We start from the raw sequence: 20,162 nt of genomic DNA on the forward strand, positions 1-20,162 counted from the left end.
CGTCAAAACTCGATGCGGAATTATGCCACCTCGATCCACTCTGTACCACGGGAGTCGCGGTAGAGGTCGGTCATCTTGCTGGACTTATGGCCCAGCAGGGCCTGTGCGTCCCGCCCCTCGGCAGAGTGCAAGCGGGCAGCCAGAGAGCGCATTTCATGGAAGCTCGGCGGCATTGGGTACGACAGCCCAAGGTCTGCCATTGCTGAGTCACGCGCATCGGCAAACGCTTTGCTCAGCGTATCCAGCATGATCGGCTGGCCCGGCATTGCCCGGCTAACGCGGCGCGCGTGGTGGACCAGGTGCTTGCTCAGCACGTTGTCGCGGCACCGCTGGATCACCGTGCCCAAGTCCAGACCAATGCAGTCCAGCCGCACGGCGGTGCTGATGCGCAGGCGTTGGCCGGTCTTTGACTGGATGACCTGCAGGTGGTCATCAACAACATCCTTGAACAGCATTCCTGCAATGTCGTCGCGGCGCTGCCCGGTCAGCAGTGCTATCTCCATAGCGCGCTTAAGCCACGGCTGTTTTGCCCGGTCATAGATGGCCTGCCACAGCTCAAGCGAAAGGCGCGAGCGCTGGATCTTCACTCTGGCGGCCTTGGTAACCTGCACCGGGTTGGCATCGGTCCAGCCCGCCGCTATCGCCTCGGCAAACATATCGCTCAGCAGCGACCGCATGGCCCGGCTCATCTGCGCCTTGCCTTCCTTCGCCAGCCCGCCCAGATACTCGGCCACCTCCCTGGTGCTGATGTCTCGAATATCCCTATCCCCGAACAGCTCTGTCAGCCGGTTGATTCGCATGCCCAGGTTGCGCCGGGTCGAAACGGCAATATCTCGCTCATCAATGATGCGACGGTATTCGTCGCACCATGCCCGGAACGGCTGCCCGCCCTGCATGCGTTGAGCCAGACTGGCCGGGCTGAAATGCGCGTTGGCCGCATGAGCCTCTCGGATGGCGGCGGCCTTGTCGGTACCAAGGCCGAACGACCGCCCTGTCATCGGGTCGCGGTAGGTGTAGTACGTCACGCCGTTGCGCTTGTCGGTCTTGCGGTACAAGTTAGGCGGCAGATCCTTGGAGCCTGCCGTGCGGGGTCTGGGTGCCATGGCGTGCGCGCTCGATTCGGTTAATCAATGGGGCGTCTGGAATATCGGGTAGCGGGTCAGAGTCGCAATACTCGGCATTCTCGTCAACGTAGTAGGTGCGGCCCATCTTCTGGGCTGGTGGGTCAAACTTGCCGCTACGGGCCCATGCCCGCAGCGTATTGATGGTTGGCGGCGGGTCGAGCCGTTCGGCCCACGCCTCAAGCGTTATGAGTTTCATCGGTCATGCCTCCCGGCGTGTAGGGTGATGCCAAAGTTGGTTGGTGTTATCGCTGCTCGACTTCGATCTTGTGCCGGCAGTCCGGTACGCCCATGTTTACGCGCATGCCCTGGTAGTCATCGACAACGCCGCGATCCCACTGCGTGAACGCCAGATAGCGCTTGCAGGTGTCGCGCTCCTGGCACCACTGGCCGTCCGGTAGCAGGTCAAATCGTCCGGCGCAGCGGGCTATGTCGAAGGGGAGGGTGGTCACGCCTCGCCCTCCTTGCCCTGCTGGGTCATCTTTGCCAGTTCGTCGGCTACGTGTTTCGGGAACATGGCCTTGAGTATTTCGCGCACCTCTTTGCGTTCCGCCTCCAGCTCCGCAATCCGCGCAGCCATCGCGGACACAACCTGCTGAACAGACATATCCGGGTTGTCGCGCGGTCCTGCAGCGAGCCTTACTCGTCTTGCCAGTTGTTCGGCTAATGTCGCCATCATGATTCGTTCTCCTTGCCCTGCTGGGCTAGGGCTGCCATGCGCTGCTCATGATTGCTATCGCGACATCGCTTATTGTCAAACCAAGTACGCATGCGCTTAACTGCGCTTTCTGCTTGCAATAGGACGCCTTCTGTAAGGCTCCCGCCGTCGAACCTGTGCATCCCGGTCTGACATCCACCACTGCACCAGACATAATGCAGCGCATCTAATGCGATATTCCTCTGACGAAGCGCATGGTTTTGGTTTGTCAGTTCGCGCTTCAACCTGTTGATCTTGATCTCCAACTCCGCAATCCGCGCCTTGTCTGCTGCGCGGGCGTCAAGCAACGATTGCGCTCGGTCATAGAATTGAAGCCTGGATAACTCGCTGGCCATAGCCATGTCATAAGGCATTCGAATTACCGCATTTAGCATTGTGTCGCTCACTTCGCACCTCCGCTCTGGTGGACTAAGGCACGGATGCCTGCAGCGATGTTGTCCAGCTCTTCCATGTATTCGGCACCGTCGCCGGGGTAAGTTCGATACCCGGTATCTGGCTCCGTCAAGCCGTGATCGCGGTCATAGTCTTCGGCTCGCTGCTCGACGTACTTCGCGGCCAGTTCAAGACCCGCCACATCCTGCGCGGCAGGCGCTGGCCTTGCGAACAGCGCCTCGACAGCCTCATACACATAGGGCTTGAGGTCATCATGCCCGGTCTTGATTGTGAACCCGTGATCCATAAGCGTGGCCCGTATCACGTCGCGTGATGGAGCGGCAGTGGGTGCCGGTTGTGGGGTGGTGTAGAGCGGTCTATGAGGCCAGATAGCAAGTCCTTGACCGTCAATCCAGTCTGACCATTCTTTTGCATTGCCGTGAATATCTGAAATGATCGGCTTGCGGTGCTGCCATGCGACCGGCGGCGCTACAGCCTCCTGCTCCACCCGCTCAACAGGCGCAGGGGCGGCGGACAAGTAGTCCCGTAAGTAGTAGGCGCTATCCATATCCGAAGTGGCCTCGCTGTGCCCGCAAACGGGGCAGTTCGATACCTCGGAATCAAAGCGCTCCATGAGGTAAAGCAGCGCGTCTCTGTCACTCGTCACAGATACCCGCTTACGCAGCTCTGCCAACTCTGCCTCCAGCACCGCACACCGTGCCTTGTAGTCACCGGCTGACATATCATCCGGCACCAAGACGCCCGGCGTCATTTCGTGTTCTTGTTTCATGCCGCCTCCGGGTGCTTGCCAACAATGCCCGCGATCAGGCGTTCCAGTGCATCGGAGCGCTCGCCATCCAGCACCCGGCGCAGACACTCCACCGCCTCATGCTTGGCCTGAGTCTCTGCCAGCAGTGCTGATTCCAGTTCTGCCACCTGTTCGCGCAAAAGGTCCGCATTCAGCAGGGCGGTATCAATCGCGCACTCGATGCGCTGCTGCTCAGTATTCATTGTTCTGCTCCTCATCTTCTGGATAGCGCCGCATGCCGCGAACGCCTGACTCGCTGTCGATAGCGATCTGATTTGCCTGCCGTGCCAGCTGGCGCAGCTGCGCGGGTGTCATATGGGCATCAAGCCCTGGCAGGCCGTTTACTACGGCAACGGGCTGGCCGTTGCGCCCGGCTATGTGCAGGGCTGTGAGTTGGGTGGTCATTACTGTTGAGCTCCCGGCAGTGCCTTGGGCTGATTCATGAAGCCGGTGCTGCTCTTTTCAGGGTCTCCGACCAGGGCGAGGTACTGGACCTCAACCTTGGCGGTCTCTACCAGCACCTTGCCTACCTCGGTGATGCGTTTCATGCGCTCGAGGTCGACCTCTTTGTCGCTGTCTGACAGGTCCTCTAGGGCCATGAATAGATGGTTACGCAGGTCAGTCATTGAGTTCTTCATCGTTGCGATCCTTGATCTTGCGCTCGAGCCTTTTGACCAGCTTGATGGCTGCCTTTAGCTCTGGCGGGTAGCGGTGGATGGTGTTGCGGCGGGCAAGCTCGGCGCGACTGATTAGCTCAAGCCGGTCGATGCTGATGTTTTCGTGCTTGGGCAGCGTGTCTTTGAACACCACAACATGCCCTGCCGGGATCTCGCCGTTATGCTCTATCCAGACCAGCCGGTGAACGGCTTGGTAGTCTCGCCTGGTGCAGCCGGTGTCGGTGATCTTGCGCTCGAGGTAGCCGTCCTGGGTGACGCGCTCGGTGCCGATTGGTTGCCAGTTGCTTGGCTTATGCCCAGCCTTGAAACGGGTTTCGGCACTGCGCCCGCCTGCGGTGTAGTTCATGCCTTTGTTCCAGGTCTGATGACCCTGCTTGAACCGCGTCTTGTTGCCTACCCGATCGCCCTTGCGCAGCCTGCAGGCGTGCGGGCTGGCGAGATATGCATCACTGCGTTTCAGGCCCATGACTCCGGCCTTAGCATAGATCTGGCGATCTGTTCGGTTGAGGGCGGCCTTCAGCTCAGGCATCGGCGTGTCTGGGTACAGCTCACGCAGGTGCTGCTCTTCGTCAGCGCTCCAGTATCGGCGAGTCATGTGAGGTTCCTCGGTTAGAAGAGCGCCAACTGCTCCTCGCGGATTTCCCGGCGCGGCAAGACAAGATCTTGTCTAAGCGTGTCTTTTTCCGGTTCTTCTGCTGGCGCTTTAGATGAGTCCATATCGCTTCCGAGCGCATAGCCGCGCTCCAGCTTTACGCCCCACAAGCCCATGATGTGAGCAGGCGTGAACCACTGCTCGCGTGCTTCAAGGGCCAGGGTGTTGCCCAGCACGACAATGGCAGGGATATGCAGTAGCGACAGCTGCAGGAAGCACATGTGCACGGCGCGGCTGTCTACGTCCTGGGCAACGACGTGCATGTGCTGCTGGTAGTTGATCCCCACTTTGCTCATGGCCTCGGCCATGGCGATCACCATGGCCCCGGCACCTGCGGCTGGCTCGTTTACCCTGACAAAGCCGCGCTGCTCGATCAGGTATCGGCAGCTTTTGCCGTCCCCGATATTGGCTTGAGCCATCAGCGCGCAGAGGTGATACGGCGTGAAGAACTGCCCGCGTGCTGAGTTACCTAGCTCGAGCTCGCTGAACACTCTGCCCAGAACATCGTCCGGCCCGCACTCCATCGCCATGGTCAATTCGCCGAACATCATGGGGAACAGCTTTTGCTCTGCTGACTCGTAGCGCCCGATCAGCTGCATGTATCGCTGCTCACGGCTATCGCGCTGGGTGAGGTCGGTGGCGTTAGCCAGGGCAATGGCGGACATTTCGATGAAGTCGCCAAACACCTCCCACAGGTGATGCCTGTGACTGGCTTGGTTCAGGAGTTTGATCAATGCCTTGCGGTGAGCTTCGGCGGTGGCTGTTGCTGGAGGCTTGATGCGAGCATTCATGGTTACCTCTGGCCGGACGGCCGTTAATGCGTGCTGGCGCTCCAGCCAGCGCTGGTGACCACGTTGCCGTGGGTGGCAATCATGTTCTGGAAAAGAGCGTCCATTACGGGGATCAGGGTTCTGGCGGTTTCGCGCACGCGCGTGCTGTGAATGAACTTTTCACCGCTGGGCAGGACAAGCCACGCTTGCGCTCGCCACCATGTAGGGCGCTTCGGGGCGCTCCCGCGCTCAACCGGCCTGCCACCTCCGGCTGCATTCAGGATGTAGATGACGGTGCAGGCCATCAGCGCACCCCGAACCTAATCTCATGCTTCAGCGCCCAATGCTTGGCGGTGCCGTGCGGTACGCCAAGCCACTTGGCTGCGTCAGCCGTTGTCCCACCCTCAGCAGCACAGCGGCGCAGTTCCGACAGCTGCTCAGAAGAAGGGCCAGCACGTCGCCCGCTGCCGACCTTGATATCGATTTTGTGCTCACTGGCAGCCTTGACAATCATGCCCCTGGAGCACCCGAACTTCTCGGCCATCTGGTTGGCGGACAGCTCACCAGCGAATGGCCGGATCTTCTCGGCTAGCTTTGCCCTGGCCGCCCGGTTTTTTGCGGTCTTTTCCGCAACGGCTGCTGCCATGCTGATCCCCAGACCTTCACCGGTCTTGATGAACTCCGGCTTGGCTGGATTCTGTGCTGGCGCCGGCTCTGGCTTCTCGCCGCGCTCAAAGGCTTCGCGGGCGGCATCGATCATGGCCTGGGCCGCCAAGCGACTGGCCGGGATGTTTTGTTGGAGTAGCATTTCAGTCTCCGTGGCATGCCGCCGTGACGCTACGGCTCCGCAACAAACTTGCGCAGGGCAGCGTCATCCAGGCGGTCGACGTTATGGATTAAACGGGTCAGCAGGTCGTGCACCTCGTCGATGCCGGTGACCTGCTGGATGCGCTCGATGTGGTCGGCGGTGCCTGGTACACGTCGACCTTGAGGCCGTAGGCCAGCAGGCGGGCGCGGCGCTCTTCTGCCTTGAGCTTGTCCCGCGCCCGCTTATCTCGTTGGCGCTCTGTGGCTGACTTGGCCATAGCTACACCAGCGCTGCGGGCTTCTGCTCTTGCTGGCGCCAGGCATCAGCGAAGGGCAGGACGTGGTGGTTTTCGTACACCATCAGCCCGAGGCGCTTGGCTTCCGCGATCTCGGCCAGGGTGCCGCTGGAGGCCTCCCAGCCGGGGCAGAGCACCACCACGTCAGCGCGGCGCAGCAGCTCCATCGTTGCCGCGAGCCAGAACTCGTCGCCGATGTTCGGGTCGATCTGGTCGAGGTCGCCGGTGTTGGCGTGCGGGATGATCGCGGACCAGTGCTTGCGGGACACCAGCAGGCCGACTTGGCGAGCGGACTGAATGTTGAGGGTGACCGCCTCGCGTGTTGGCCCGCGGTACGGGCCTGCGATGTATGCTACTGGCATACGGGCGGGGCTCATGCTGCACCCTGCAGGCTGGATGATGCGCGGGCACGCTCATAGCGATCACGCTTTGCAACGGCGTTCGGGTAGCCGTTTGCCCAGCCGACTACGGTTCCGCCCAAGGTGAGGCGCCAGAATGATCCGCGGCCGGTGGATTCGATTTGGATTTGTTGTTGCATGGTCACGTCCTCTGTCACACGTAGTCGAACGGGTTAAAGAAAGGGTCGTCGCGGCGGGCGCCTTTGATGCGCACAAGACCGCCACGCGGGTTTCGCGGTGCGCGTTCCTGGTGGTTGTCTGGCGTGCTGTTGACCACTACGCAGCAGACAGCAAGGAAGATGGCGAGCGGGGCGATGATGGCGCGGCGCATGGCTTCGGCCACCAGCTGGGCCCGGCGGTGGGCGCCGAGCTTGAACATCGCGGACATGATCCGCTTGCGCACGCTGTCCGGTGCCAGGCCGGCATCACGGGCAATCTCTTTGTCGGTTTGGCCTTCGGCTACGCGAAGGGTGAACTCAAGTTCTCGCTTACTCAGCAGGCCTGTGCAGCCCTGCCAGTGTTCGGTGGCAAGTGTGTGCATGGTTGGCGCTCCGTGCGATGAATGCCCGCGCGATTGCGCGGACACAGGAAGAGATGCGCTGCCTTTTTATGACGCGAATATGTCGCAGCGCGAGCCCGTCGCACGGGCTGCTGGCCGCGCCCGGAGGCGTTGCCGTTACTGTGCCCACGCATGGTGGGTCAGCTGTGCCCTGTATCGCTGGACAAGCGCCGCTCGCTGTTTTTTTTTAGATGAGTTGAAGGGCGGGCCGAACTTTCTCATCGAATAGCACCCTGCCCGGGTGGCGTTGCGGCCGGGCCGGCGCTCTGCCGTGCTCTCCCAGCCCTGCCCAGGGTGCTAATCGATGCCCAGCAGATATACCGCTGCTGGGGCCGGTACCAGGTCACGCGGGCGGTGTTTCAAGCGTAGGACTCCGCGCCCTGACTGCCGGTGATATATGCCCCTTCGCCGGCTGGGGTAGTCGTGCTCAATCAATTCAGTACGGGCGGGATGGGCAGGAATGGGTAAAGCGAAGGCCTGCCGCCCTGGAACGCCCGGTTGTTGACGTAGCTCTTTGCTGCAGCCCAGCAGCGGTAAGCCTCTTTGCGGGAGCGCTTCATCTTCGCCGCTTTGATCCGCGCAGCCTGGTGCGGGTCTTTCGGGTTCCGGTAGTGCCGTGAAAGCGGTCGGCGGCGTGCAGCTCGCGTCGTCACAGGCGACTGTCCGAATGCTGCGAGCGCTTCAAAGAGTGGGAATTTCCACATTGCTGCTCTCCTGTTATGAGTAGTCGTTGACCTCTTCAGCAACCCTCGCCATGAATCGTCCTGAGTACTCGCCGAGGAAATGGCTGGCCGAGCACTCGCGTACCGCGTCAGCCGGGCCAATGTTGCTGGAAACCGCAGAGCGGTGTTCGCTGTTGTGAAAGCTGAGCGAGCCGGAAACGACTTCGGCGTCGTAGATGGCGCAGGTGAAATCGTCTTGGCTTGAGATGTGGCGGATACCTTCAAACATGGGGTTTCTCTCCCTGGTTGACTTCCCGATGCCGGCTCAATGAACCGGCATGAGGAAATCAGCCGTTAGAGCAGCCGAGTGTTGATTGCACTGCCAGTTTGCTACGCAGCTCGTAACCCATCAGTGGCCAGATCTTTTGAACTGCGTTCTGGCGGGCGATCTTGCGGCCGAGTTCTTCGTCGAAGTTCTCGGGGCTGGCGCAAGCTGATTCGCCGGTCACTGTGAATCCGTTGCGCAGAACAAGTACGCAGATGGTCAGTAGCCCGAGAGATTGGTGGTGAATCTCGCCTTTGCCCTGATGAACGTCATTGTGGGTTTTGTACGCCCCAAGCATCCCGTCATACGCCGTGAAACAAGCCTCGGCGATGATGTTCGCCTCGATGTCGGCAGGCGTAATGCGCGGAGCGCTGAGGCCCTTGTCCTGAATCTCTTGCTCGATTTCTTTGTCGCTCATGTGGTTCTCCTGTTGGTGTTTCCCGGATGGCCCTGTTGCCAAGGCCATCGAGGAAATCTTTCCCCTACCAAACCGCCGGGGTGGCGGGGCGCGCAGCGTGCCGGGTCATTCGCTCGGTTCGGTCATTCCAACCTCGTCCGCTGCTGGGTGTTCCCAGCATGGGCAGGCGTTCGGGCCTGTCGGATCGCCGGTCGCCGTCAGAGGCTGCGCGGTCTGTTTCTGCGCTTTTACGTTCTGCCGCGCAGGCCGGGAGCAGGAAGCGCTGATCGCTTCGATTCATCCCTTGGATTGTTAAAGAGCTGTCGGGGCTGGCCCTGGCCGTTGGTTCTGGCTTGGAATTGAGTATTGCCGCAGGAAATACATAAGTCAATGCCGCAGGAAATAATTCTGGAAATAAGTTTTCGTCGGGCACAAAAAAGCCCGCTTGTAGCGGGCTGTTCGAAGGCCTTGTGGCTTGGCGAGTTATGAGGCCCAGGCCAGTATTTCTTCTGCGAGCGCCTCTGGCGTCTCGCGGACCTCCAGATAGCAACCGACCTTACTAAGGCGCCAGTAGATATCGTCGATCAGATTCTCGACTTGAATCCGATTTTTCTGGGTGCCTAGCATCGACGGCAAAGAGATGAAGAGGCCGCGCTCGTACTTGTCCCGTTCAGCGGCTACGTTCAAGTCACTCATCGCGCGGAGGAAGTGAGTTTCGATGGTGGTTGGTGTCTGATACCAAGCAGACATGATGCTGCCAACCTTTGACTCTGTTTTTACCGGGATATTGAGGTGGTGCACCCGGCCGGAATCTTTGACCTCAATGATCCCATCGGGCGTGAAAATGCGGTCAGCCTTGATGCCGGCGATATTCTTGGCGGCGGTTTTTACCTTTTCTCTGATCTCAGCATCGTTGTGGGTGGGCAGGCGTTCTTCCTTCTGAGGGACACGCGCTTTGTATAGGCTGGAGTGCAGGCCGGCGACCTGGTCAATGACGTCCTCTGGGCTTTGCCCGAGATACTCGCGCACGTTTACTGCGAAAAAACCGGACAACGGAGACACCCAATCGGATATGGTGCCGCCGCGCTTCAAGTGTGACTTGATGCTGTCGGTAATCATGCCGATCAGGCTGGCTGCGTTGGCGCCCTTGTCGCGATACAGAACAGCAAGTATCTCAGGACTTAGTAAGCTGACCACGCGCACGTCTTTGTCGCTTTGCAGGGCCACCGCCGCGGTGATCCGTTCACCAGATCCCATGACCGGTTCCCACATGATGTGAGCGGCGTCGGCTGAGTATTCGGGGAGGGCAGGGAAGCTGATCATTTGGCGAACACCAAGCTGTTTTGAGCATAACCTATGCGGTTAGATATTAGCATCAACAGGCTCTCGATTCTCTGGTGTAAGAAGGCCAGCAACGAATGCACTGTTGTGTGATCACAAACGCCTGTCAATATATCCGTAATGCTGTCGTGCACCTTAACGCCGCTGTAGTGTTGTGTGGACTTTTTCGCTTTATGGAAGAGTGCGTACAGCTGTTTCGCCGTCTTTTGCTCAGACGCGAGCAGAAGCAGGTTGTTGCGGGTGGCCGGGTCTGGATGACCAAGACCAAGCGGCAGCGCCTCACTGTGATCTACCAGCGCGAAGTCATTACCGCCGCCGTATAGCAGGTTGCCGCCGTGCCTGTCTGCGTTCGCGATCCACTCATCGAAGCAACCTGCGTCGAGCAGCTTAGACCAATTGGAAAGACTGTAAATAGCGCGCTCAACATCCTGCTCCATCCAGTGCTTTAGGTCCGGGTTTGCAACGGACTCCGACCCGAAAAAAACGGTGTCATGAGCCAGGTCGGGCATTGCGCGCTTGGTAACCATGACCAGTGCGGGGCGTGGAATAGGCAGGCCGATCGCGCGACCAACCACTGCGCAGATCACCTCAACAGCTAAGGTGCGTGGCTCTACGCGCTTTACGTACATATTGCGCCGGATACCCTCGAGCTGAACGTTGCCACGCCAGACGGGATTGATGTTTTGCCTATGAATTGACGTTGCCCCAGGGAGAAGGGAGCCGATGAGTAGTTCGTCCATGAAATACCTATGTTTACCTGCTGGCGCCGAATCGCTCGATGATTTTCTCGAGCGCCTCCAGGTCGTCTGGTGTTAGCTTGCCGTCGGCTTCAAGCGCAACAATGCGCTCTATCACGGCCTGAGAGCGGGGTGTCACTTGCCCCATAAGGGCCGCGCCGGCGCTAATCAGGCTCGGATTATTCATATATTGACGAGATTTCTCGTCAACGCGCTCACCTGTCTCAGGGCTAGCAGCCCGATACGATGGGTCGTGGGATTGGTGCTCATCGTCTTCCGAGCGATGGGCAGCGTACTCTCCTAAGCGCCTGATCTCTTTTGCCAAACGCTTGCTATAAGTCTCGACCGGGATGCCCATCAGCTCGTACACACCGATAGCAATCCCCATGTGAAGAGGGCGGTGGCCGTTCAGATAATTGCTGAATGACCCTTGGTTCATTTTCAGGTGCGCAGCCATCATCTCTTGCGAGATTCGGTCTTTGCGAGGGAGGGGCTGATTCCACGCCAAAAAGGCCTCTTTCAGCGCCGCACACTCTGCTTTCTCTTCGGCCGTCAGGGGCCGTCTCTTTTCACTCATGTCGCGAGCATATTTCCGTAAGCAATAACTATCTATCGCCTAAGGAATTGATTTATACATTTCCAGAGGCAATACTTATGTGCATGCGCAATTGGAGAAACCAACATGCAACGCACAACCCTCACTGAGTTTTCTAAAAAGCACGGCCAGACCGAGGCAGCCCGGTTGCTTGGAATGTCCCAAGGATCGCTCAACAAGGCGCTCAAGGTTGGCCGAGAGGTCTACGTGACTAAGACCGACGATGGGTATGAGGCTGAGGAAGTCCGGCCATTTCCCACTACTCGGCGCGAAACAGCCGCCTGACCACGATCACATGGTGACCCAGTTAGCCGGGTGCGTTAAGCGCACTGAAAGGGCTGGTTATTCATACAGGCAATAAAAAACCCCGGCATTGATGGGTGGGGACCCTGCCGGGGCTTCGAGAGAGAGGACATTATGGCTACAGACGTGATGTTGAGCAATACCCGCTCCGAGCTGACGATGAGCAGCGAAGAGATTGCCGAGCTGCTGGGTGCGCGGCACGACAATGTGCGCAGGACCATCCAGAGGCTGGCGAATCGGCACGTTTTCCCTTTACCTCCAGCGGAGGAAAAGCCCGCCACCGGTGGCCGCCCTGGCTTGGTGTACCACGTGAGCAAGCGAGACAGCTATGTGGTGGTGGCGCAGATGTCGCCGGAGTTCACCGCGCGCTTGGTCGACCGCTGGCAGGAGCTGGAAGACCAGCAGACCGCCCGGCCTGCAATCCCTCAAACACTCCCCGAAGCGCTGCGCCTGGCTGCTGACTTGGCTGAGCAGTGCGGTGCGCTGCGTGCCGTGGTGACCGAGCAGAAACCCAAGATTGAGGCGCTGGAGCGCATCGCCGACAGCAGCGGGACGATGTGCCTTACCGATGCTGCCAAGCACCTTGGCGTGCAGCGCAAGTGGCTGCTGGCCTGGATGCGCGACAACCGGTGGATCTACCGGCGGGAAGGCTCGGCGCACTGGCTTGGTTATCAGCCGCGGCTGTCGGCTGGCCTGCTGGAGCACAAGGTGACGGTGCTGGGTACCGAGGAAGACGGGGAGCAGCGCCTTGCGTCACAGGTGCGCGTCACGCCGAAGGGTTTGACCGTGCTGGCGCAGAAGCTGGGGAGGGCGGTCTGATGGCGGGCGATTGGATCAAGATGCGCGGCAACCTCTGGGACGACCCGCGTATTGCCTCCCTGTGCGATGCGACTGATCAGCCAGAGGCGATGATCATCGGCGGCCTGTACTGGCTGTGGGCGATGGCGGACCAGCACACCGAGGACGGCACGCTGCCCGGCCTGACTCTCAAAGCGATTGACCGCAAGACCGGAGTGCCTGGGCTGGGTGCTGCCCTGGCGGATATCGACTGGCTGCAGGTGGTTGAGGGCGGGGTAATGGTGCCGCGCTTCGATGAGCATAACGGGGCGTCTGCAAAACGGCGCTGTCAGGACGCAAAGCGTAAAGCCGGTGTCCGCAAAGAGTCCGCATCCGATGCGGACAAAAAGCGGAAGCCTGCCGGAGCTAGAGAAAGAGAAGAGTTAAAACCCTCACACACACCGCCCGCGGACGATTCTGATCCTGCTGGCGCTGACAACCCAGATGCCCCAGTGGAAATGACCCTCGAGTGGCAGCCAGACCAGAAAGCCTTGAAGGCCTATGCCGCCAGAGCGGGAGTACCGCTGGACGCATTCACCCCGGAAGCCGTTTCCCCATTCGTGCTGCACCACGAGCCGCGAGGGCAGGTGCGGACGCTCAGGGAGTGGACTGCTGACCTTGTGCGCTGGGTGCAGCGTGATCGAGTGAACGCGAATCGCGTTGTCCCGCTGAGCCGTGCTCGAGCATCGCCCGGCAAGCAGGAGCTGAATCACGAAGACAAGAGCTGGGCAATCGATGGCGAGGGGGTGTGACGTGGACAAAATCGACGATTTGACCGAGAAGGCGGCAGGGGCGCTGATGGCGGGGCAGGGTTTATCTGGCGAGCTGCTTCCCCCGGATGCCGGCGGCCACCTGGACGACGCAACGGTCGATGTGGTGAACCGGCTGTTTGCCAGTCTCTGCGCCATTAAGCCCGCCTATCGCCAGGCATGGCCGGATAACAAGGCGCTCGGTCGTGCCAAGAAGGAGTGGGCTCGGGCGTTCATGGCGGCGGGTATCGATACTCTCGAGCATCTGCGTTTTGGTCTGGAAGCGTGCCGTCTGGATGGCAGCGATTTCGTGCCGAGCGCGGGCCGGTTTATTGAGCTATGCACGCCAGAACCGGAGCGAATGGGCCTGCCGAGCATGGACGCGGCCTACCAGCAGGCACTGCGCAACTCGCACCCGGCATCGATTGGCTCCGAGCGCTGGGATCACCCGGCGGTGTACCACGCAACGCTGGCCTGCACGCGCACGGCGCTGCTGAGTCTGCCTACTGACCGGTCGCGGTCGAAGTTTGAGCGCGCCTACCGCGATATCCAGAACCGGCTGTTGCGGGGTGAGGTGCTGGCGCCGACGCCGCCGAACGAGCAGAAGGCCATTCCGCGCATTGCTGACCCTGCTGTGGGGCGTGCCGCTCTTGCTGGGCTGCGGGCTGCGATGGGAGGTGCGAATGCCTGAGAAGCGCGCGAGTCAGCCTGCAGGGGATGAGCTGACGTTTTTCCGGGCCTGCCTGATCGCTGTGGCGATTCCGTGCGCTGTCGGCCTCGTTGCCTGGGCGGTGTTCGCATGAGCAACACGCCAGGGTTCTGTGGTGGGTGCCACAAGTGCGTCAAGCGGATGTTTGCCGATCGCAGGGCGCCAATGACGCTAGACCGGATGCTGCAGTGCCCTGAGTGCGGCAACAAGCGGTGCCCGAAGGCCAGCGACCATGACCTGCTATGCACCGGCAGCAATGCGTCGGGGCAGAAGGGGAGTGTGTTCCAGTGACGCCAGAGCATCGTGCAGCCATCCGCCAAGGCGTGAATCTGGCGACCTTGCCGGACGAGGTGCGCAACGAGATTGCTGGTGAGCGAATCATGGCCATGGCCCGCGCGACCGAGGTGAAGCGCAAGGCGGCTGAGCTGTTCGAGATTCGCAATCAGCGGATGAAGGTCGAGCGGGAGTTGCACGGGCTGGGTGATTTGGCGCCTGCGGTGCGTGATGAGTTGAACCGGTTGATCGAGAGGCGCAAACGGTGAAGAAACTAGGAGAGGTCGTCCGGTGGTGGCTCTCGCGAGTTGAGGTCGACAAGACGCGATCCGATTCATACCGGCGAAGTATGCGGAGCCTAATGCTCAAGCATGTTCTTCCGCACGCAGGAAAACTGCCGTTGCGCAAGCTGGATAGATGGCGACTGGAAGAGAAACTGCTTTACCCGATGCATCAGGTGCTGGCGCCTCGCTCAGTCCAAAAGGCGCTGCAGGCCCTCAGTCAAGCGTTCCGGATGGCTGAGGCGCAGGGCCGCATAGATTCCAATCCATTGGCGGGCACGACGTTCCGTGACTTCTACAGGGGCAAGCTTCGACCTAAGCCGGCCAGCCTTTCTCGCGCTGACCTGCCCGACTTGGTTGAGCACCTGGTGGCGGTGTTTCAGGCGGATCCAGTCAAGGGCTTTTTGCCGCTGATGATGCTGGCGCACGGCACCCGAATCTCCGAGACGCTGCAGGCCAGGTGGTCGCATGTGTCGCTGTCCGAGCGGGTTTGGGTGATACCCGCTGCGAACACGAAGAGCAAGCGAGAGCACGTGTTGCCACTTACCCCGCAGGTTCTGGCGCTACTTCAGCAGTACCGACGCGCGCTGCCCGATCTGCGGCTGAGGTCGCCATGGGTTTTTGCTGTACGTGGTGGCGAGCGAATGGCCGAGACTAGCGCGCACTCTCTGATGCGTCACGTTAGTGCTCGTGATTGGACAAGCCACGACCTGCGCAAGCTGATGCGCTCCAGCCTGGCTGATATCGGCGTTGACTTCATGGTGGGCGAGCTGCTGATCAACCACACCTTGGGCGTGACCGCTGAAACCTACCTGACCCGCGATGCGATGGAGCGTCGGCGGGAGGCGCTGGAGCGGTGGCACAACCGGCTGGATGAGTTGGGATTTGCCGAAGCGCACGGCGCAAAAGTGGCTGTTCCTGCATTTCTGCCAAATGGCGCAACCGTAGAGCAGGCGGGCGATTGCGCTGATTCCTGCGTTTCTACACGGAGAGGATGAAGATATGCAAAAAAGGGTTTTCCAAGGCCCCGTCAAGCTCTTCGTAATGGACGAGGGCGGCACGTTCGTAGCAGTTGGTCTGGTGGATAGGGTCGATCTTTTGGGGAGCCTAAATCGCCGCGGTGAGCCGAGCCTCTACGTAGCCAGGCCGCGCCTAACTGCGCTGGCATCTGCGATCAGACCGACAGAAGGGGGCGCAAATGCAAGCCACTGAGCACCTGATGACGCTGCCATGGCCGCCGAAAGATCTGAACCCGAACTCTCGTGCGCACTGGCGCAAGAAGGCCAAGGCCGCCAAGTCGTACCGCGCCACCTGCCACATCATGACCAAGCAGGCCCGCATTGTTGCCCCGGAGGGGAAGGTGCAGTTGGTCATGACGTTCTGCCCGCCAGATCGCCGCCGCCGTGATGATGACAACTGCATTGCCAGCATGAAGAGCGGTCGTGACGGCATCGCTGATGCGCTCGGTATCGATGACAGCAGGTTTATGGTCCGCGCGCGTATGGGCGAGCCGCGTGAGGGTGGAGCTGTGCTGGTGTGGATTGGTGGGGAGGTGTCGGCTTGAGCGTCGAGGTGGAGTGGGAGCGGGTAGAGCCGGGGCTCGATCTATGGGAGACCAGCGACGGTTACCGTCGCACGGTTGAGGTAATGCGGGGCGAGCAGGTATTTGCGGTGAGTGGCCCAGGTGGCTGCCTGCTGTTCACCAGCCCGGACCCTGATCAGCTGGACAAGTGCGTGGCGATCCACCGTAAGGAGCAAGCGTGACAGGGCAGCGTGACAGCGAGAAGCCGGAAGTGTGCAAGGCGTGCAACGGTAAGGGTACGACGCTTGGCGTGTTCCATGAGCTGGACTGCGTGCCCTGCGATGGCGTCGGCTGGCTGCCGATGGCAGGGCAGGATCTTACCCAGCAGCTCGGGCGCTACCTGACCCGCCAGATAGCGAAGGCGAACGTGATGAAGGCTCTGGCCGCAAGCGGGCAGGGGGCAGAGCGTGATTATCAGGACAGCCGGCGCGATGGCGTGCGCGGCCACTACACGGGGGATTGACCATGGCGAAGCGTGACGCGGAAGAGCTGCTGACCAATTGGGGGCGCTGGGTCTGGCATCAGGCCGGGGTGCCGAGGTACACCAGCCCGATGTTCGCCCTGATGCGGGATAACGTGGCGCAGGACTCGGTACCGGCGCCAGTGATCACTGACGATGAGGCGCTGATGATCGATGCAATCGTCGCCAGAATGTGGCGGCGCGATGAGCAGATGGCCGACTGCCTGCGGATTTACTACTGCACCAGCCGGACGATGCACGGCGTTGGTGTTGTTCTCGGCATTCACCGCAAGAAGGTTGCCGAGCTGCTGTTGGCTGGCAGGGCATACGTTGAAGGGAGCATCGACCGAGTGGAGCAGGCAGCCTAAACACAAGATGTTGTGTTCTGGTGTTGACGTGGCGCCATGGAATCGTTAATTTGTGCCTACATTGCGGTTTTACCGCTCCGAACATAGAACCCGGCCACCGAGCCGGGTTTTTTTATGCCCGTAATTCACCACCACGGACGGCCAAAGGGGCTTAGCCCGGGATGCGACCCACCATGAGGAACCACCAAATGAGCGAGCCGACATCTATCGGGGTTGGCGGCTACGTCCTGTCCAAGTTGTTTGCCTTGCTGCTCATCATCGTCTTTGCGGTGATCTTGGTCGCTATCGTGGTCATGGCAATGACCCAGCCCAAGAGCACTCGCGAGTGGATTACCGCTTTGATCTCAACGGTGGTTGCTTCGATCTGCGGTGGCGCATTCATCGTGCAGTACTTCGACCTGCATGCCTGGGGTGAGGTTTGGCAGGGCTCTGTGGCAATCGCTGGCATTCACTTCGTATGCGGCCTGCCTGCCTGGGTGTTTGTCCGCGGCTGGTTCGCTTATGCCGACCAGAACAAGGGCTCCACGTTGACGGACATGATCAAAGAGATTCGTGAGGCGTTTGGGCGCTGATGGCCTGCCCCGCATGCGAGCGCAGGCGTGCATGGATGGCTAAGTGGGCACGCATCGCCCGGGAGAGAGCACGTGCAGCAATTACTGGAAGAACTGATCGAAGCGCTGCAGGCGCAGACAGCGGCCATCAACGAACTAGTCAAGACCAACCAGACAATCATTGAGATTGTGATGGATGATGCTGGTGATGGCCGCGCTAACACCATCGAGACGGTCAGTCTCGACTCTTATCTCGACGGCAGCACTGGGCACCGCTGATATGGGCAGGCTCAGCACTGTTAAGCCGCGGGTCCAGATGGCAGAGGGTCGTCAGATGGCGCGAGCAGACGACGTACAGGTCGATCGCTGGGGCTCTGGCCGAGGTGGTCGCCCGTGGCGTCGCAAGCGTGACCAGATCTTCCTGCGTGACGGCTATACCTGTCAGCACTGCCACAAGGTTACCCACGAACTGGAGCTCGACCACATCGTCAACGCCGCGCAAGGCGGCACAGATGACGACGAGAACCTTCAGTCATTGTGCATCCCTTGCCACAAGCAGAAGACCGTGCTGGAGAGCCAGCAAGCCCGCTCCTGATGGGTAGGGGGGGGTGGTCGGATTGTCCCGGAGAGAAGGCAGCGGACACCGCGCCCAAACTCATTTGCAGATTTTTTCCCGTTAATCGGAGTCGTTAACATGGCGTTAACTGAACAGAAGCGCCGGTACGCCGCAGCGCGGCTGTCCGGTTTGGGCAAGAAGGCTTCGGCACTTGAAGCTGGATGCCCTGAAAAAACTGCGTCTCAAGCGGCTTCAAGATACGAAAAAGACCCTGATGTGCTGGCGTTGATGGCCAGAACGGTTGCGGTGGAAGAGTCGAGGCAAGAAAAGCCTGGGTCTGGGGTGGATGCGCATATCCCAGCGGCAGCCGACGATCCGCTCGAGTTCTTCAAGAGCATGATGAACGACCCTGCCGAAGATCCTAAGCTTCGCCTTGATGCGGCGAAATCATTAGCCGCTTACACCGTTGCTAAGCCAGGGGACAAAGGGAAGAAAGAAGACAAGGCGGATGCTGCAAAGAAGGCGACCCGGGGCAAGTTCGGGGCCGCGCCGCCGCCGCTACATGCGGTCAAGTAAATGGACTGGTCTACAGCCTGTCCGGACTGGGCTGAAAGGCTCAAGAACGGACAGACGATCATTCCTGCGCCGATTTTCAAGGCGGAGGCCGAGCGAGCGCTCGATATTTTCAAGCAGCTGCGAGTTGTCGACCTTCCAGGCAAGCCGACGTTCGGCGAGTGTTCAGATCAGTGGGTGTTCGATTTTGTCGGTGCGATCTTCGGTGCCTATGACGCCGAGACCGGCAACCAGTTGATCAGGGAGTTTTACCTCCTGATCAGCAAGAAGAACACCAAGTCCACGATTGCCGCGGGCATCATGCTCACCGCGCTGATTCTGTGCTGGCGTGAAGAGGAAGAGCACCTCATCCTTGCGCCAACCAAGGAAGTGGCTGACAACAGCTACAAGCCTGCGGCAGGCATGGTGCGGGCAGACGAAGAGCTGTCCGACATGTTCCACATTCAGGACCATATTCGGACCATCACCCACAGAGTGAATCGCAATAGCCTGAAGGTTGTGGCTGCCGACACAGACACCGTATCCGGTAAGAAGTCTGGTCGGGTGATGATCGATGAGCACTGGGTATTCGGCTCGAAGCCGAACGCAGAGTCCATGTTCATGGAGGCCACCGGCGGGCAGGTATCACGCAATGAGGGGTGGGTGATCTTCCTCACCACCCAGAGTGACAAGCCTCCGGCCGGGGTGTTCAAGGAAAAACTGCAGTATTACCGCGACGTGCGGGATGGCGTCATTGTCGACCGCAAGTCGCTCGGCGTGCTGTATGAGTTTCCGGAAGCGATGGTCAAGTCCAAGGCGTACATGGACTCCGCCAACTTCCACATTACCAACCCGAATCTCGGGCGCTCTGTCAGCAGGGAGTGGCTGGAAGACCAGCTCCGCAAGAAAAAGGACAAAACAGACGGCACGTTGCAGCAGTTCCTGGCCAAGCACCTTAATGTCGAGATCGGCTTGGCGCTGCGCTCTGATCGCTGGGCTGGTGCTGAGTTCTGGCAGGACCAGGTGCAGGCATGCTCTCTGGACGAACTGCTCGAGCGGAGTGAGGTTGTTTGCCTTGGAGTCGATGGAGGCGGGCTCGATGACCTGTTGGGGCTTTACGCGATCGGTAGAGAGAAGGAAACAGGCGTCAAGCTGGGGTGGGGATACGCGTGGGCGCACCCATCAGTCCTGCAGCGGCGCCAAGAGATCGCCCCGGCACTAAGGGACTTCTCGAATGACGGTCACCTGACACTGGTCGAGCATGTAGGTGATGACGTGGAGGAGCTGGCTGACATCTGTGAGCGCGTTCACGACGTCGGGCTTCTCGACAAGATCGGGTGTGACCCCGTGGGTCTTGGAACCATTCTCGACAAGCTCGAAGAGCGCGGCATACCAAGCGAAAAAATCATCGGAGTTAGCCAGGGCTGGAAGCTGGGCGGCGCGATCAAGACGGCAGAGCGGTGGTTGGCAGACGGATCCTTCAGCCCATCAGATCAGCCGCTGATGGCGTGGTGTGTTGGTAACGCACGGGTAGAGCAACGCGCCAACTCGATCCTGATCACCAAGCAGGCGAGTGGCACGGCAAAGATTGACCCGCTTATGGCAATGCTTAACGCGGTGACCTTGATGGCGCTGAATCCGCCTGCCGCAACCAAGAAGTACCAAATGTTCGTGCTCGGCTGACGCCTGGCAGTAACCAACAAACC

General features: G+C 60.1%; 37 protein-coding genes. 15 read left to right on the plus strand and 22 right to left on the minus strand.

Translation table 11 applies throughout. From position 1 onward, the window contains the following. Window positions 1-20: 20 nt before the first annotated feature. The 22 genes from AAFM31_RS03315 to AAFM31_RS03420 form a co-directional block, all read right to left on the minus strand. A complete protein-coding gene (locus AAFM31_RS03315; RefSeq protein ID WP_341706486.1) occupies window positions 21-1,103 on the minus strand; it encodes a phage integrase Arm DNA-binding domain-containing protein in 1,083 nt (360 codons plus the stop codon). Beyond that, complete coding sequence (locus AAFM31_RS03320) at window positions 1,057-1,320, minus strand: excisionase (protein ID WP_083728347.1); 264 nt, start codon at window positions 1,318-1,320, stop codon at window positions 1,057-1,059. Before AAFM31_RS03320 ends, AAFM31_RS03315 begins: the two co-directional genes overlap by 47 nt. A 46-nt stretch (window positions 1,321-1,366) precedes the next feature. Continuing rightward, window positions 1,367-1,573 carry a hypothetical protein gene (locus AAFM31_RS03325; RefSeq protein WP_341706487.1) on the minus strand — a complete coding sequence of 69 codons (207 nt, stop codon included), beginning with the start codon at window positions 1,571-1,573 and terminating at the stop codon, window positions 1,367-1,369. Next, window positions 1,570-1,800 carry a hypothetical protein gene (locus AAFM31_RS03330; RefSeq protein ID WP_341706488.1) on the minus strand — a complete coding sequence of 77 codons (231 nt, stop codon included), beginning with the start codon at window positions 1,798-1,800 and terminating at the stop codon, window positions 1,570-1,572. The genes AAFM31_RS03325 and AAFM31_RS03330 overlap by 4 nt, the downstream gene beginning before the upstream one ends. Beyond that, a complete protein-coding gene (locus tag AAFM31_RS03335; RefSeq protein WP_341706489.1) occupies window positions 1,797-2,225 on the minus strand; it encodes a hypothetical protein in 429 nt (142 codons plus the stop codon). The genes AAFM31_RS03330 and AAFM31_RS03335 overlap by 4 nt, the downstream gene beginning before the upstream one ends. Next, a complete protein-coding gene (locus AAFM31_RS03340) occupies window positions 2,222-3,001 on the minus strand; it encodes a hypothetical protein (protein WP_341706490.1) in 780 nt (259 codons plus the stop codon). The genes AAFM31_RS03335 and AAFM31_RS03340 overlap by 4 nt, the downstream gene beginning before the upstream one ends. Next, a complete protein-coding gene (locus tag AAFM31_RS03345; RefSeq protein ID WP_341706491.1) occupies window positions 2,998-3,222 on the minus strand; it encodes a hypothetical protein in 225 nt (74 codons plus the stop codon). Before AAFM31_RS03345 ends, AAFM31_RS03340 begins: the two co-directional genes overlap by 4 nt. Then, the gene (locus tag AAFM31_RS03350) at window positions 3,212-3,424 is read right to left on the minus strand and encodes a hypothetical protein (protein WP_341706492.1); all 213 of its coding nucleotides are present in this window, start codon (window positions 3,422-3,424) and stop codon (window positions 3,212-3,214) included. Before AAFM31_RS03350 ends, AAFM31_RS03345 begins: the two co-directional genes overlap by 11 nt. Further along, the gene (locus AAFM31_RS03355; protein ID WP_341706493.1) at window positions 3,424-3,657 is read right to left on the minus strand and encodes a hypothetical protein; all 234 of its coding nucleotides are present in this window, start codon (window positions 3,655-3,657) and stop codon (window positions 3,424-3,426) included. Before AAFM31_RS03355 ends, AAFM31_RS03350 begins: the two co-directional genes overlap by 1 nt. Continuing rightward, on the minus strand, window positions 3,638-4,291 hold the full coding sequence (locus AAFM31_RS03360) for an HNH endonuclease signature motif containing protein (RefSeq protein ID WP_341706494.1): 654 nt from the start codon (window positions 4,289-4,291) through the stop codon (window positions 3,638-3,640). Before AAFM31_RS03360 ends, AAFM31_RS03355 begins: the two co-directional genes overlap by 20 nt. A 14-nt stretch (window positions 4,292-4,305) precedes the next feature. After that, window positions 4,306-5,139, minus strand: coding sequence for an N-6 DNA methylase (locus tag AAFM31_RS03365; RefSeq protein WP_341706495.1), 834 nt, complete (start codon window positions 5,137-5,139; stop codon window positions 4,306-4,308). A 23-nt stretch (window positions 5,140-5,162) separates the two neighbouring features. Further along, on the minus strand, window positions 5,163-5,423 hold the full coding sequence (locus AAFM31_RS03370) for a hypothetical protein (RefSeq protein ID WP_341706496.1): 261 nt from the start codon (window positions 5,421-5,423) through the stop codon (window positions 5,163-5,165). Next, window positions 5,423-5,926 (minus strand): hypothetical protein, encoded by a 504-nt coding sequence (locus AAFM31_RS03375; RefSeq protein WP_341706497.1) that lies wholly within the window; start codon window positions 5,924-5,926, stop codon window positions 5,423-5,425. Before AAFM31_RS03375 ends, AAFM31_RS03370 begins: the two co-directional genes overlap by 1 nt. Window positions 5,927-6,205: 279 nt before the next feature. After that, entirely contained in the window at window positions 6,206-6,583 is a 378-nt protein-coding gene (locus AAFM31_RS03380; protein ID WP_341706498.1) for a DUF4406 domain-containing protein, read from the minus strand. An 11-nt stretch (window positions 6,584-6,594) separates the two neighbouring features. Continuing rightward, window positions 6,595-6,759, minus strand: a complete 165-nt coding sequence (locus tag AAFM31_RS03385; protein ID WP_341706499.1) for a hypothetical protein — start codon at window positions 6,757-6,759, stop codon at window positions 6,595-6,597. Window positions 6,760-6,773: 14 nt separating this feature from the next. Continuing rightward, window positions 6,774-7,160, minus strand: a complete 387-nt coding sequence (locus tag AAFM31_RS03390) for a helix-turn-helix transcriptional regulator (RefSeq protein WP_341706500.1) — start codon at window positions 7,158-7,160, stop codon at window positions 6,774-6,776. Window positions 7,161-7,609: 449 nt separating this feature from the next. Further along, entirely contained in the window at window positions 7,610-7,882 is a 273-nt protein-coding gene (locus AAFM31_RS03395) for a hypothetical protein (protein ID WP_341706501.1), read from the minus strand. Between the two features lie 13 nt (window positions 7,883-7,895). Further along, window positions 7,896-8,129 (minus strand): hypothetical protein, encoded by a 234-nt coding sequence (locus AAFM31_RS03400; RefSeq protein ID WP_341706502.1) that lies wholly within the window; start codon window positions 8,127-8,129, stop codon window positions 7,896-7,898. 58 nt (window positions 8,130-8,187) lie between these two features. Beyond that, the gene (locus tag AAFM31_RS03405; protein WP_341706503.1) at window positions 8,188-8,583 is read right to left on the minus strand and encodes a Gp49 family protein; all 396 of its coding nucleotides are present in this window, start codon (window positions 8,581-8,583) and stop codon (window positions 8,188-8,190) included. A 462-nt stretch (window positions 8,584-9,045) separates the two neighbouring features. Further along, complete coding sequence (locus AAFM31_RS03410) at window positions 9,046-9,885, minus strand: hypothetical protein (RefSeq protein WP_341706504.1); 840 nt, start codon at window positions 9,883-9,885, stop codon at window positions 9,046-9,048. Beyond that, window positions 9,882-10,643, minus strand: a complete 762-nt coding sequence (locus AAFM31_RS03415) for a HipA family kinase (RefSeq protein ID WP_341706505.1) — start codon at window positions 10,641-10,643, stop codon at window positions 9,882-9,884. Before AAFM31_RS03415 ends, AAFM31_RS03410 begins: the two co-directional genes overlap by 4 nt. A 13-nt stretch (window positions 10,644-10,656) precedes the next feature. Next, window positions 10,657-11,217, minus strand: a complete 561-nt coding sequence (locus tag AAFM31_RS03420) for a hypothetical protein (protein WP_341706506.1) — start codon at window positions 11,215-11,217, stop codon at window positions 10,657-10,659. Window positions 11,218-11,322: 105 nt separating this feature from the next. On the opposite strand from AAFM31_RS03420, the gene AAFM31_RS03425 reads away from it, so the two are divergent. The 15 genes from AAFM31_RS03425 to AAFM31_RS03495 all read left to right on the plus strand — a co-directional run bounded on the left by AAFM31_RS03425 (window position 11,323) and on the right by AAFM31_RS03495 (window position 20,139). Further along, complete coding sequence (locus AAFM31_RS03425) at window positions 11,323-11,520, plus strand: Cro/CI family transcriptional regulator (RefSeq protein WP_341706507.1); 198 nt, start codon at window positions 11,323-11,325, stop codon at window positions 11,518-11,520. A 132-nt stretch (window positions 11,521-11,652) separates the two neighbouring features. Then, the gene (locus AAFM31_RS03430) at window positions 11,653-12,357 is read left to right on the plus strand and encodes a phage antirepressor KilAC domain-containing protein (RefSeq protein ID WP_341706508.1); all 705 of its coding nucleotides are present in this window, start codon (window positions 11,653-11,655) and stop codon (window positions 12,355-12,357) included. After that, on the plus strand, window positions 12,357-13,127 hold the full coding sequence (locus AAFM31_RS03435; RefSeq protein ID WP_341706509.1) for a DnaT-like ssDNA-binding domain-containing protein: 771 nt from the start codon (window positions 12,357-12,359) through the stop codon (window positions 13,125-13,127). Before AAFM31_RS03430 ends, AAFM31_RS03435 begins: the two co-directional genes overlap by 1 nt. 1 nt (window position 13,128) lies before the next feature. Next, entirely contained in the window at window positions 13,129-13,815 is a 687-nt protein-coding gene (locus AAFM31_RS03440) for a replication protein P (RefSeq protein WP_341706510.1), read from the plus strand. 305 nt (window positions 13,816-14,120) lie between these two features. Further along, a complete protein-coding gene (locus AAFM31_RS03445) occupies window positions 14,121-14,375 on the plus strand; it encodes a hypothetical protein (RefSeq protein ID WP_341706511.1) in 255 nt (84 codons plus the stop codon). Next, entirely contained in the window at window positions 14,372-15,385 is a 1,014-nt protein-coding gene (locus tag AAFM31_RS03450) for a tyrosine-type recombinase/integrase (protein ID WP_371833008.1), read from the plus strand. Before AAFM31_RS03445 ends, AAFM31_RS03450 begins: the two co-directional genes overlap by 4 nt. Window positions 15,386-15,585: 200 nt before the next feature. Continuing rightward, window positions 15,586-15,951 (plus strand): endodeoxyribonuclease RusA, encoded by a 366-nt coding sequence (locus AAFM31_RS03455; RefSeq protein ID WP_341706513.1) that lies wholly within the window; start codon window positions 15,586-15,588, stop codon window positions 15,949-15,951. Next, entirely contained in the window at window positions 15,948-16,151 is a 204-nt protein-coding gene (locus tag AAFM31_RS03460; RefSeq protein ID WP_341706514.1) for a hypothetical protein, read from the plus strand. Before AAFM31_RS03455 ends, AAFM31_RS03460 begins: the two co-directional genes overlap by 4 nt. Further along, entirely contained in the window at window positions 16,148-16,432 is a 285-nt protein-coding gene (locus tag AAFM31_RS03465; RefSeq protein WP_341706515.1) for a hypothetical protein, read from the plus strand. The genes AAFM31_RS03460 and AAFM31_RS03465 overlap by 4 nt, the downstream gene beginning before the upstream one ends. Window positions 16,433-16,434: 2 nt before the next feature. Continuing rightward, window positions 16,435-16,797, plus strand: a complete 363-nt coding sequence (locus AAFM31_RS03470) for an antiterminator Q family protein (RefSeq protein ID WP_341706516.1) — start codon at window positions 16,435-16,437, stop codon at window positions 16,795-16,797. Window positions 16,798-16,985: 188 nt separating this feature from the next. Further along, window positions 16,986-17,369, plus strand: coding sequence for a hypothetical protein (locus tag AAFM31_RS03475; RefSeq protein WP_341706517.1), 384 nt, complete (start codon window positions 16,986-16,988; stop codon window positions 17,367-17,369). A gap of 72 nt (window positions 17,370-17,441) precedes the next feature. Next, window positions 17,442-17,627, plus strand: a complete 186-nt coding sequence (locus AAFM31_RS03480; RefSeq protein ID WP_341706518.1) for a hypothetical protein — start codon at window positions 17,442-17,444, stop codon at window positions 17,625-17,627. Between the two features lie 55 nt (window positions 17,628-17,682). Further along, the gene (locus tag AAFM31_RS03485; protein ID WP_341706519.1) at window positions 17,683-17,943 is read left to right on the plus strand and encodes an HNH endonuclease; all 261 of its coding nucleotides are present in this window, start codon (window positions 17,683-17,685) and stop codon (window positions 17,941-17,943) included. A gap of 99 nt (window positions 17,944-18,042) precedes the next feature. Continuing rightward, complete coding sequence (locus tag AAFM31_RS03490; RefSeq protein ID WP_341706520.1) at window positions 18,043-18,480, plus strand: terminase small subunit; 438 nt, start codon at window positions 18,043-18,045, stop codon at window positions 18,478-18,480. Next, window positions 18,481-20,139: a terminase TerL endonuclease subunit gene (locus AAFM31_RS03495; RefSeq protein ID WP_341706521.1), complete on the plus strand. Its 1,659-nt coding sequence runs from the start codon at window positions 18,481-18,483 to the stop codon at window positions 20,137-20,139. Window positions 20,140-20,162: the final 23 nt, after the last annotated feature.

Source organism: Halopseudomonas sp., from assembly GCF_038130085.1.
Lineage (GTDB): Bacteria > Pseudomonadota > Gammaproteobacteria > Pseudomonadales > Pseudomonadaceae > Halopseudomonas.

Excerpts from the sequence above, each read along its gene's own strand:
- AAFM31_RS03380 (WP_341706498.1), bottom strand. The coding sequence starts at position 6,583 with ATGCCAGTAGCATACATCGCAGGCCCGTACCGCGGGCCAACACGCGAG.
- AAFM31_RS03405 (WP_341706503.1), bottom strand. The coding sequence starts at position 8,583 with ATGAGCGACAAAGAAATCGAGCAAGAGATTCAGGACAAGGGCCTCAGC.
- AAFM31_RS03485 (WP_341706519.1), top strand. The coding sequence starts at position 17,683 with ATGGCGCGAGCAGACGACGTACAGGTCGATCGCTGGGGCTCTGGCCGA.
- AAFM31_RS03410 (WP_341706504.1), bottom strand. The coding sequence starts at position 9,885 with ATGATCAGCTTCCCTGCCCTCCCCGAATACTCAGCCGACGCCGCTCAC.
- AAFM31_RS03415 (WP_341706505.1), bottom strand. The coding sequence starts at position 10,643 with ATGGACGAACTACTCATCGGCTCCCTTCTCCCTGGGGCAACGTCAATT.
- AAFM31_RS03355 (WP_341706493.1), bottom strand. The coding sequence starts at position 3,657 with ATGAAGAACTCAATGACTGACCTGCGTAACCATCTATTCATGGCCCTA.
- AAFM31_RS03345 (WP_341706491.1), bottom strand. The coding sequence starts at position 3,222 with ATGAATACTGAGCAGCAGCGCATCGAGTGCGCGATTGATACCGCCCTG.
- AAFM31_RS03490 (WP_341706520.1), top strand. The coding sequence starts at position 18,043 with ATGGCGTTAACTGAACAGAAGCGCCGGTACGCCGCAGCGCGGCTGTCC.
- AAFM31_RS03385 (WP_341706499.1), bottom strand. The coding sequence starts at position 6,759 with ATGCAACAACAAATCCAAATCGAATCCACCGGCCGCGGATCATTCTGG.
- AAFM31_RS03400 (WP_341706502.1), bottom strand. The coding sequence starts at position 8,129 with ATGTTTGAAGGTATCCGCCACATCTCAAGCCAAGACGATTTCACCTGC.
- AAFM31_RS03360 (WP_341706494.1), bottom strand. The coding sequence starts at position 4,291 with ATGACTCGCCGATACTGGAGCGCTGACGAAGAGCAGCACCTGCGTGAG.
- AAFM31_RS03470 (WP_341706516.1), top strand. The coding sequence starts at position 16,435 with ATGGCGAAGCGTGACGCGGAAGAGCTGCTGACCAATTGGGGGCGCTGG.
- AAFM31_RS03430 (WP_341706508.1), top strand. The coding sequence starts at position 11,653 with ATGGCTACAGACGTGATGTTGAGCAATACCCGCTCCGAGCTGACGATG.
- AAFM31_RS03420 (WP_341706506.1), bottom strand. The coding sequence starts at position 11,217 with ATGAGTGAAAAGAGACGGCCCCTGACGGCCGAAGAGAAAGCAGAGTGT.
- AAFM31_RS03475 (WP_341706517.1), top strand. The coding sequence starts at position 16,986 with ATGAGCGAGCCGACATCTATCGGGGTTGGCGGCTACGTCCTGTCCAAG.
- AAFM31_RS03370 (WP_341706496.1), bottom strand. The coding sequence starts at position 5,423 with ATGGCCTGCACCGTCATCTACATCCTGAATGCAGCCGGAGGTGGCAGG.
- AAFM31_RS03375 (WP_341706497.1), bottom strand. The coding sequence starts at position 5,926 with ATGCTACTCCAACAAAACATCCCGGCCAGTCGCTTGGCGGCCCAGGCC.
- AAFM31_RS03455 (WP_341706513.1), top strand. The coding sequence starts at position 15,586 with ATGCAAGCCACTGAGCACCTGATGACGCTGCCATGGCCGCCGAAAGAT.
- AAFM31_RS03425 (WP_341706507.1), top strand. The coding sequence starts at position 11,323 with ATGCAACGCACAACCCTCACTGAGTTTTCTAAAAAGCACGGCCAGACC.
- AAFM31_RS03435 (WP_341706509.1), top strand. The coding sequence starts at position 12,357 with ATGGCGGGCGATTGGATCAAGATGCGCGGCAACCTCTGGGACGACCCG.
- AAFM31_RS03340 (WP_341706490.1), bottom strand. The coding sequence starts at position 3,001 with ATGAAACAAGAACACGAAATGACGCCGGGCGTCTTGGTGCCGGATGAT.
- AAFM31_RS03330 (WP_341706488.1), bottom strand. The coding sequence starts at position 1,800 with ATGATGGCGACATTAGCCGAACAACTGGCAAGACGAGTAAGGCTCGCT.
- AAFM31_RS03350 (WP_341706492.1), bottom strand. The coding sequence starts at position 3,424 with ATGACCACCCAACTCACAGCCCTGCACATAGCCGGGCGCAACGGCCAG.
- AAFM31_RS03390 (WP_341706500.1), bottom strand. The coding sequence starts at position 7,160 with ATGCACACACTTGCCACCGAACACTGGCAGGGCTGCACAGGCCTGCTG.
- AAFM31_RS03365 (WP_341706495.1), bottom strand. The coding sequence starts at position 5,139 with ATGAATGCTCGCATCAAGCCTCCAGCAACAGCCACCGCCGAAGCTCAC.
- AAFM31_RS03320 (WP_083728347.1), bottom strand. The coding sequence starts at position 1,320 with ATGAAACTCATAACGCTTGAGGCGTGGGCCGAACGGCTCGACCCGCCG.
- AAFM31_RS03315 (WP_341706486.1), bottom strand. The coding sequence starts at position 1,103 with ATGGCACCCAGACCCCGCACGGCAGGCTCCAAGGATCTGCCGCCTAAC.
- AAFM31_RS03395 (WP_341706501.1), bottom strand. The coding sequence starts at position 7,882 with ATGTGGAAATTCCCACTCTTTGAAGCGCTCGCAGCATTCGGACAGTCG.
- AAFM31_RS03495 (WP_341706521.1), top strand. The coding sequence starts at position 18,481 with ATGGACTGGTCTACAGCCTGTCCGGACTGGGCTGAAAGGCTCAAGAAC.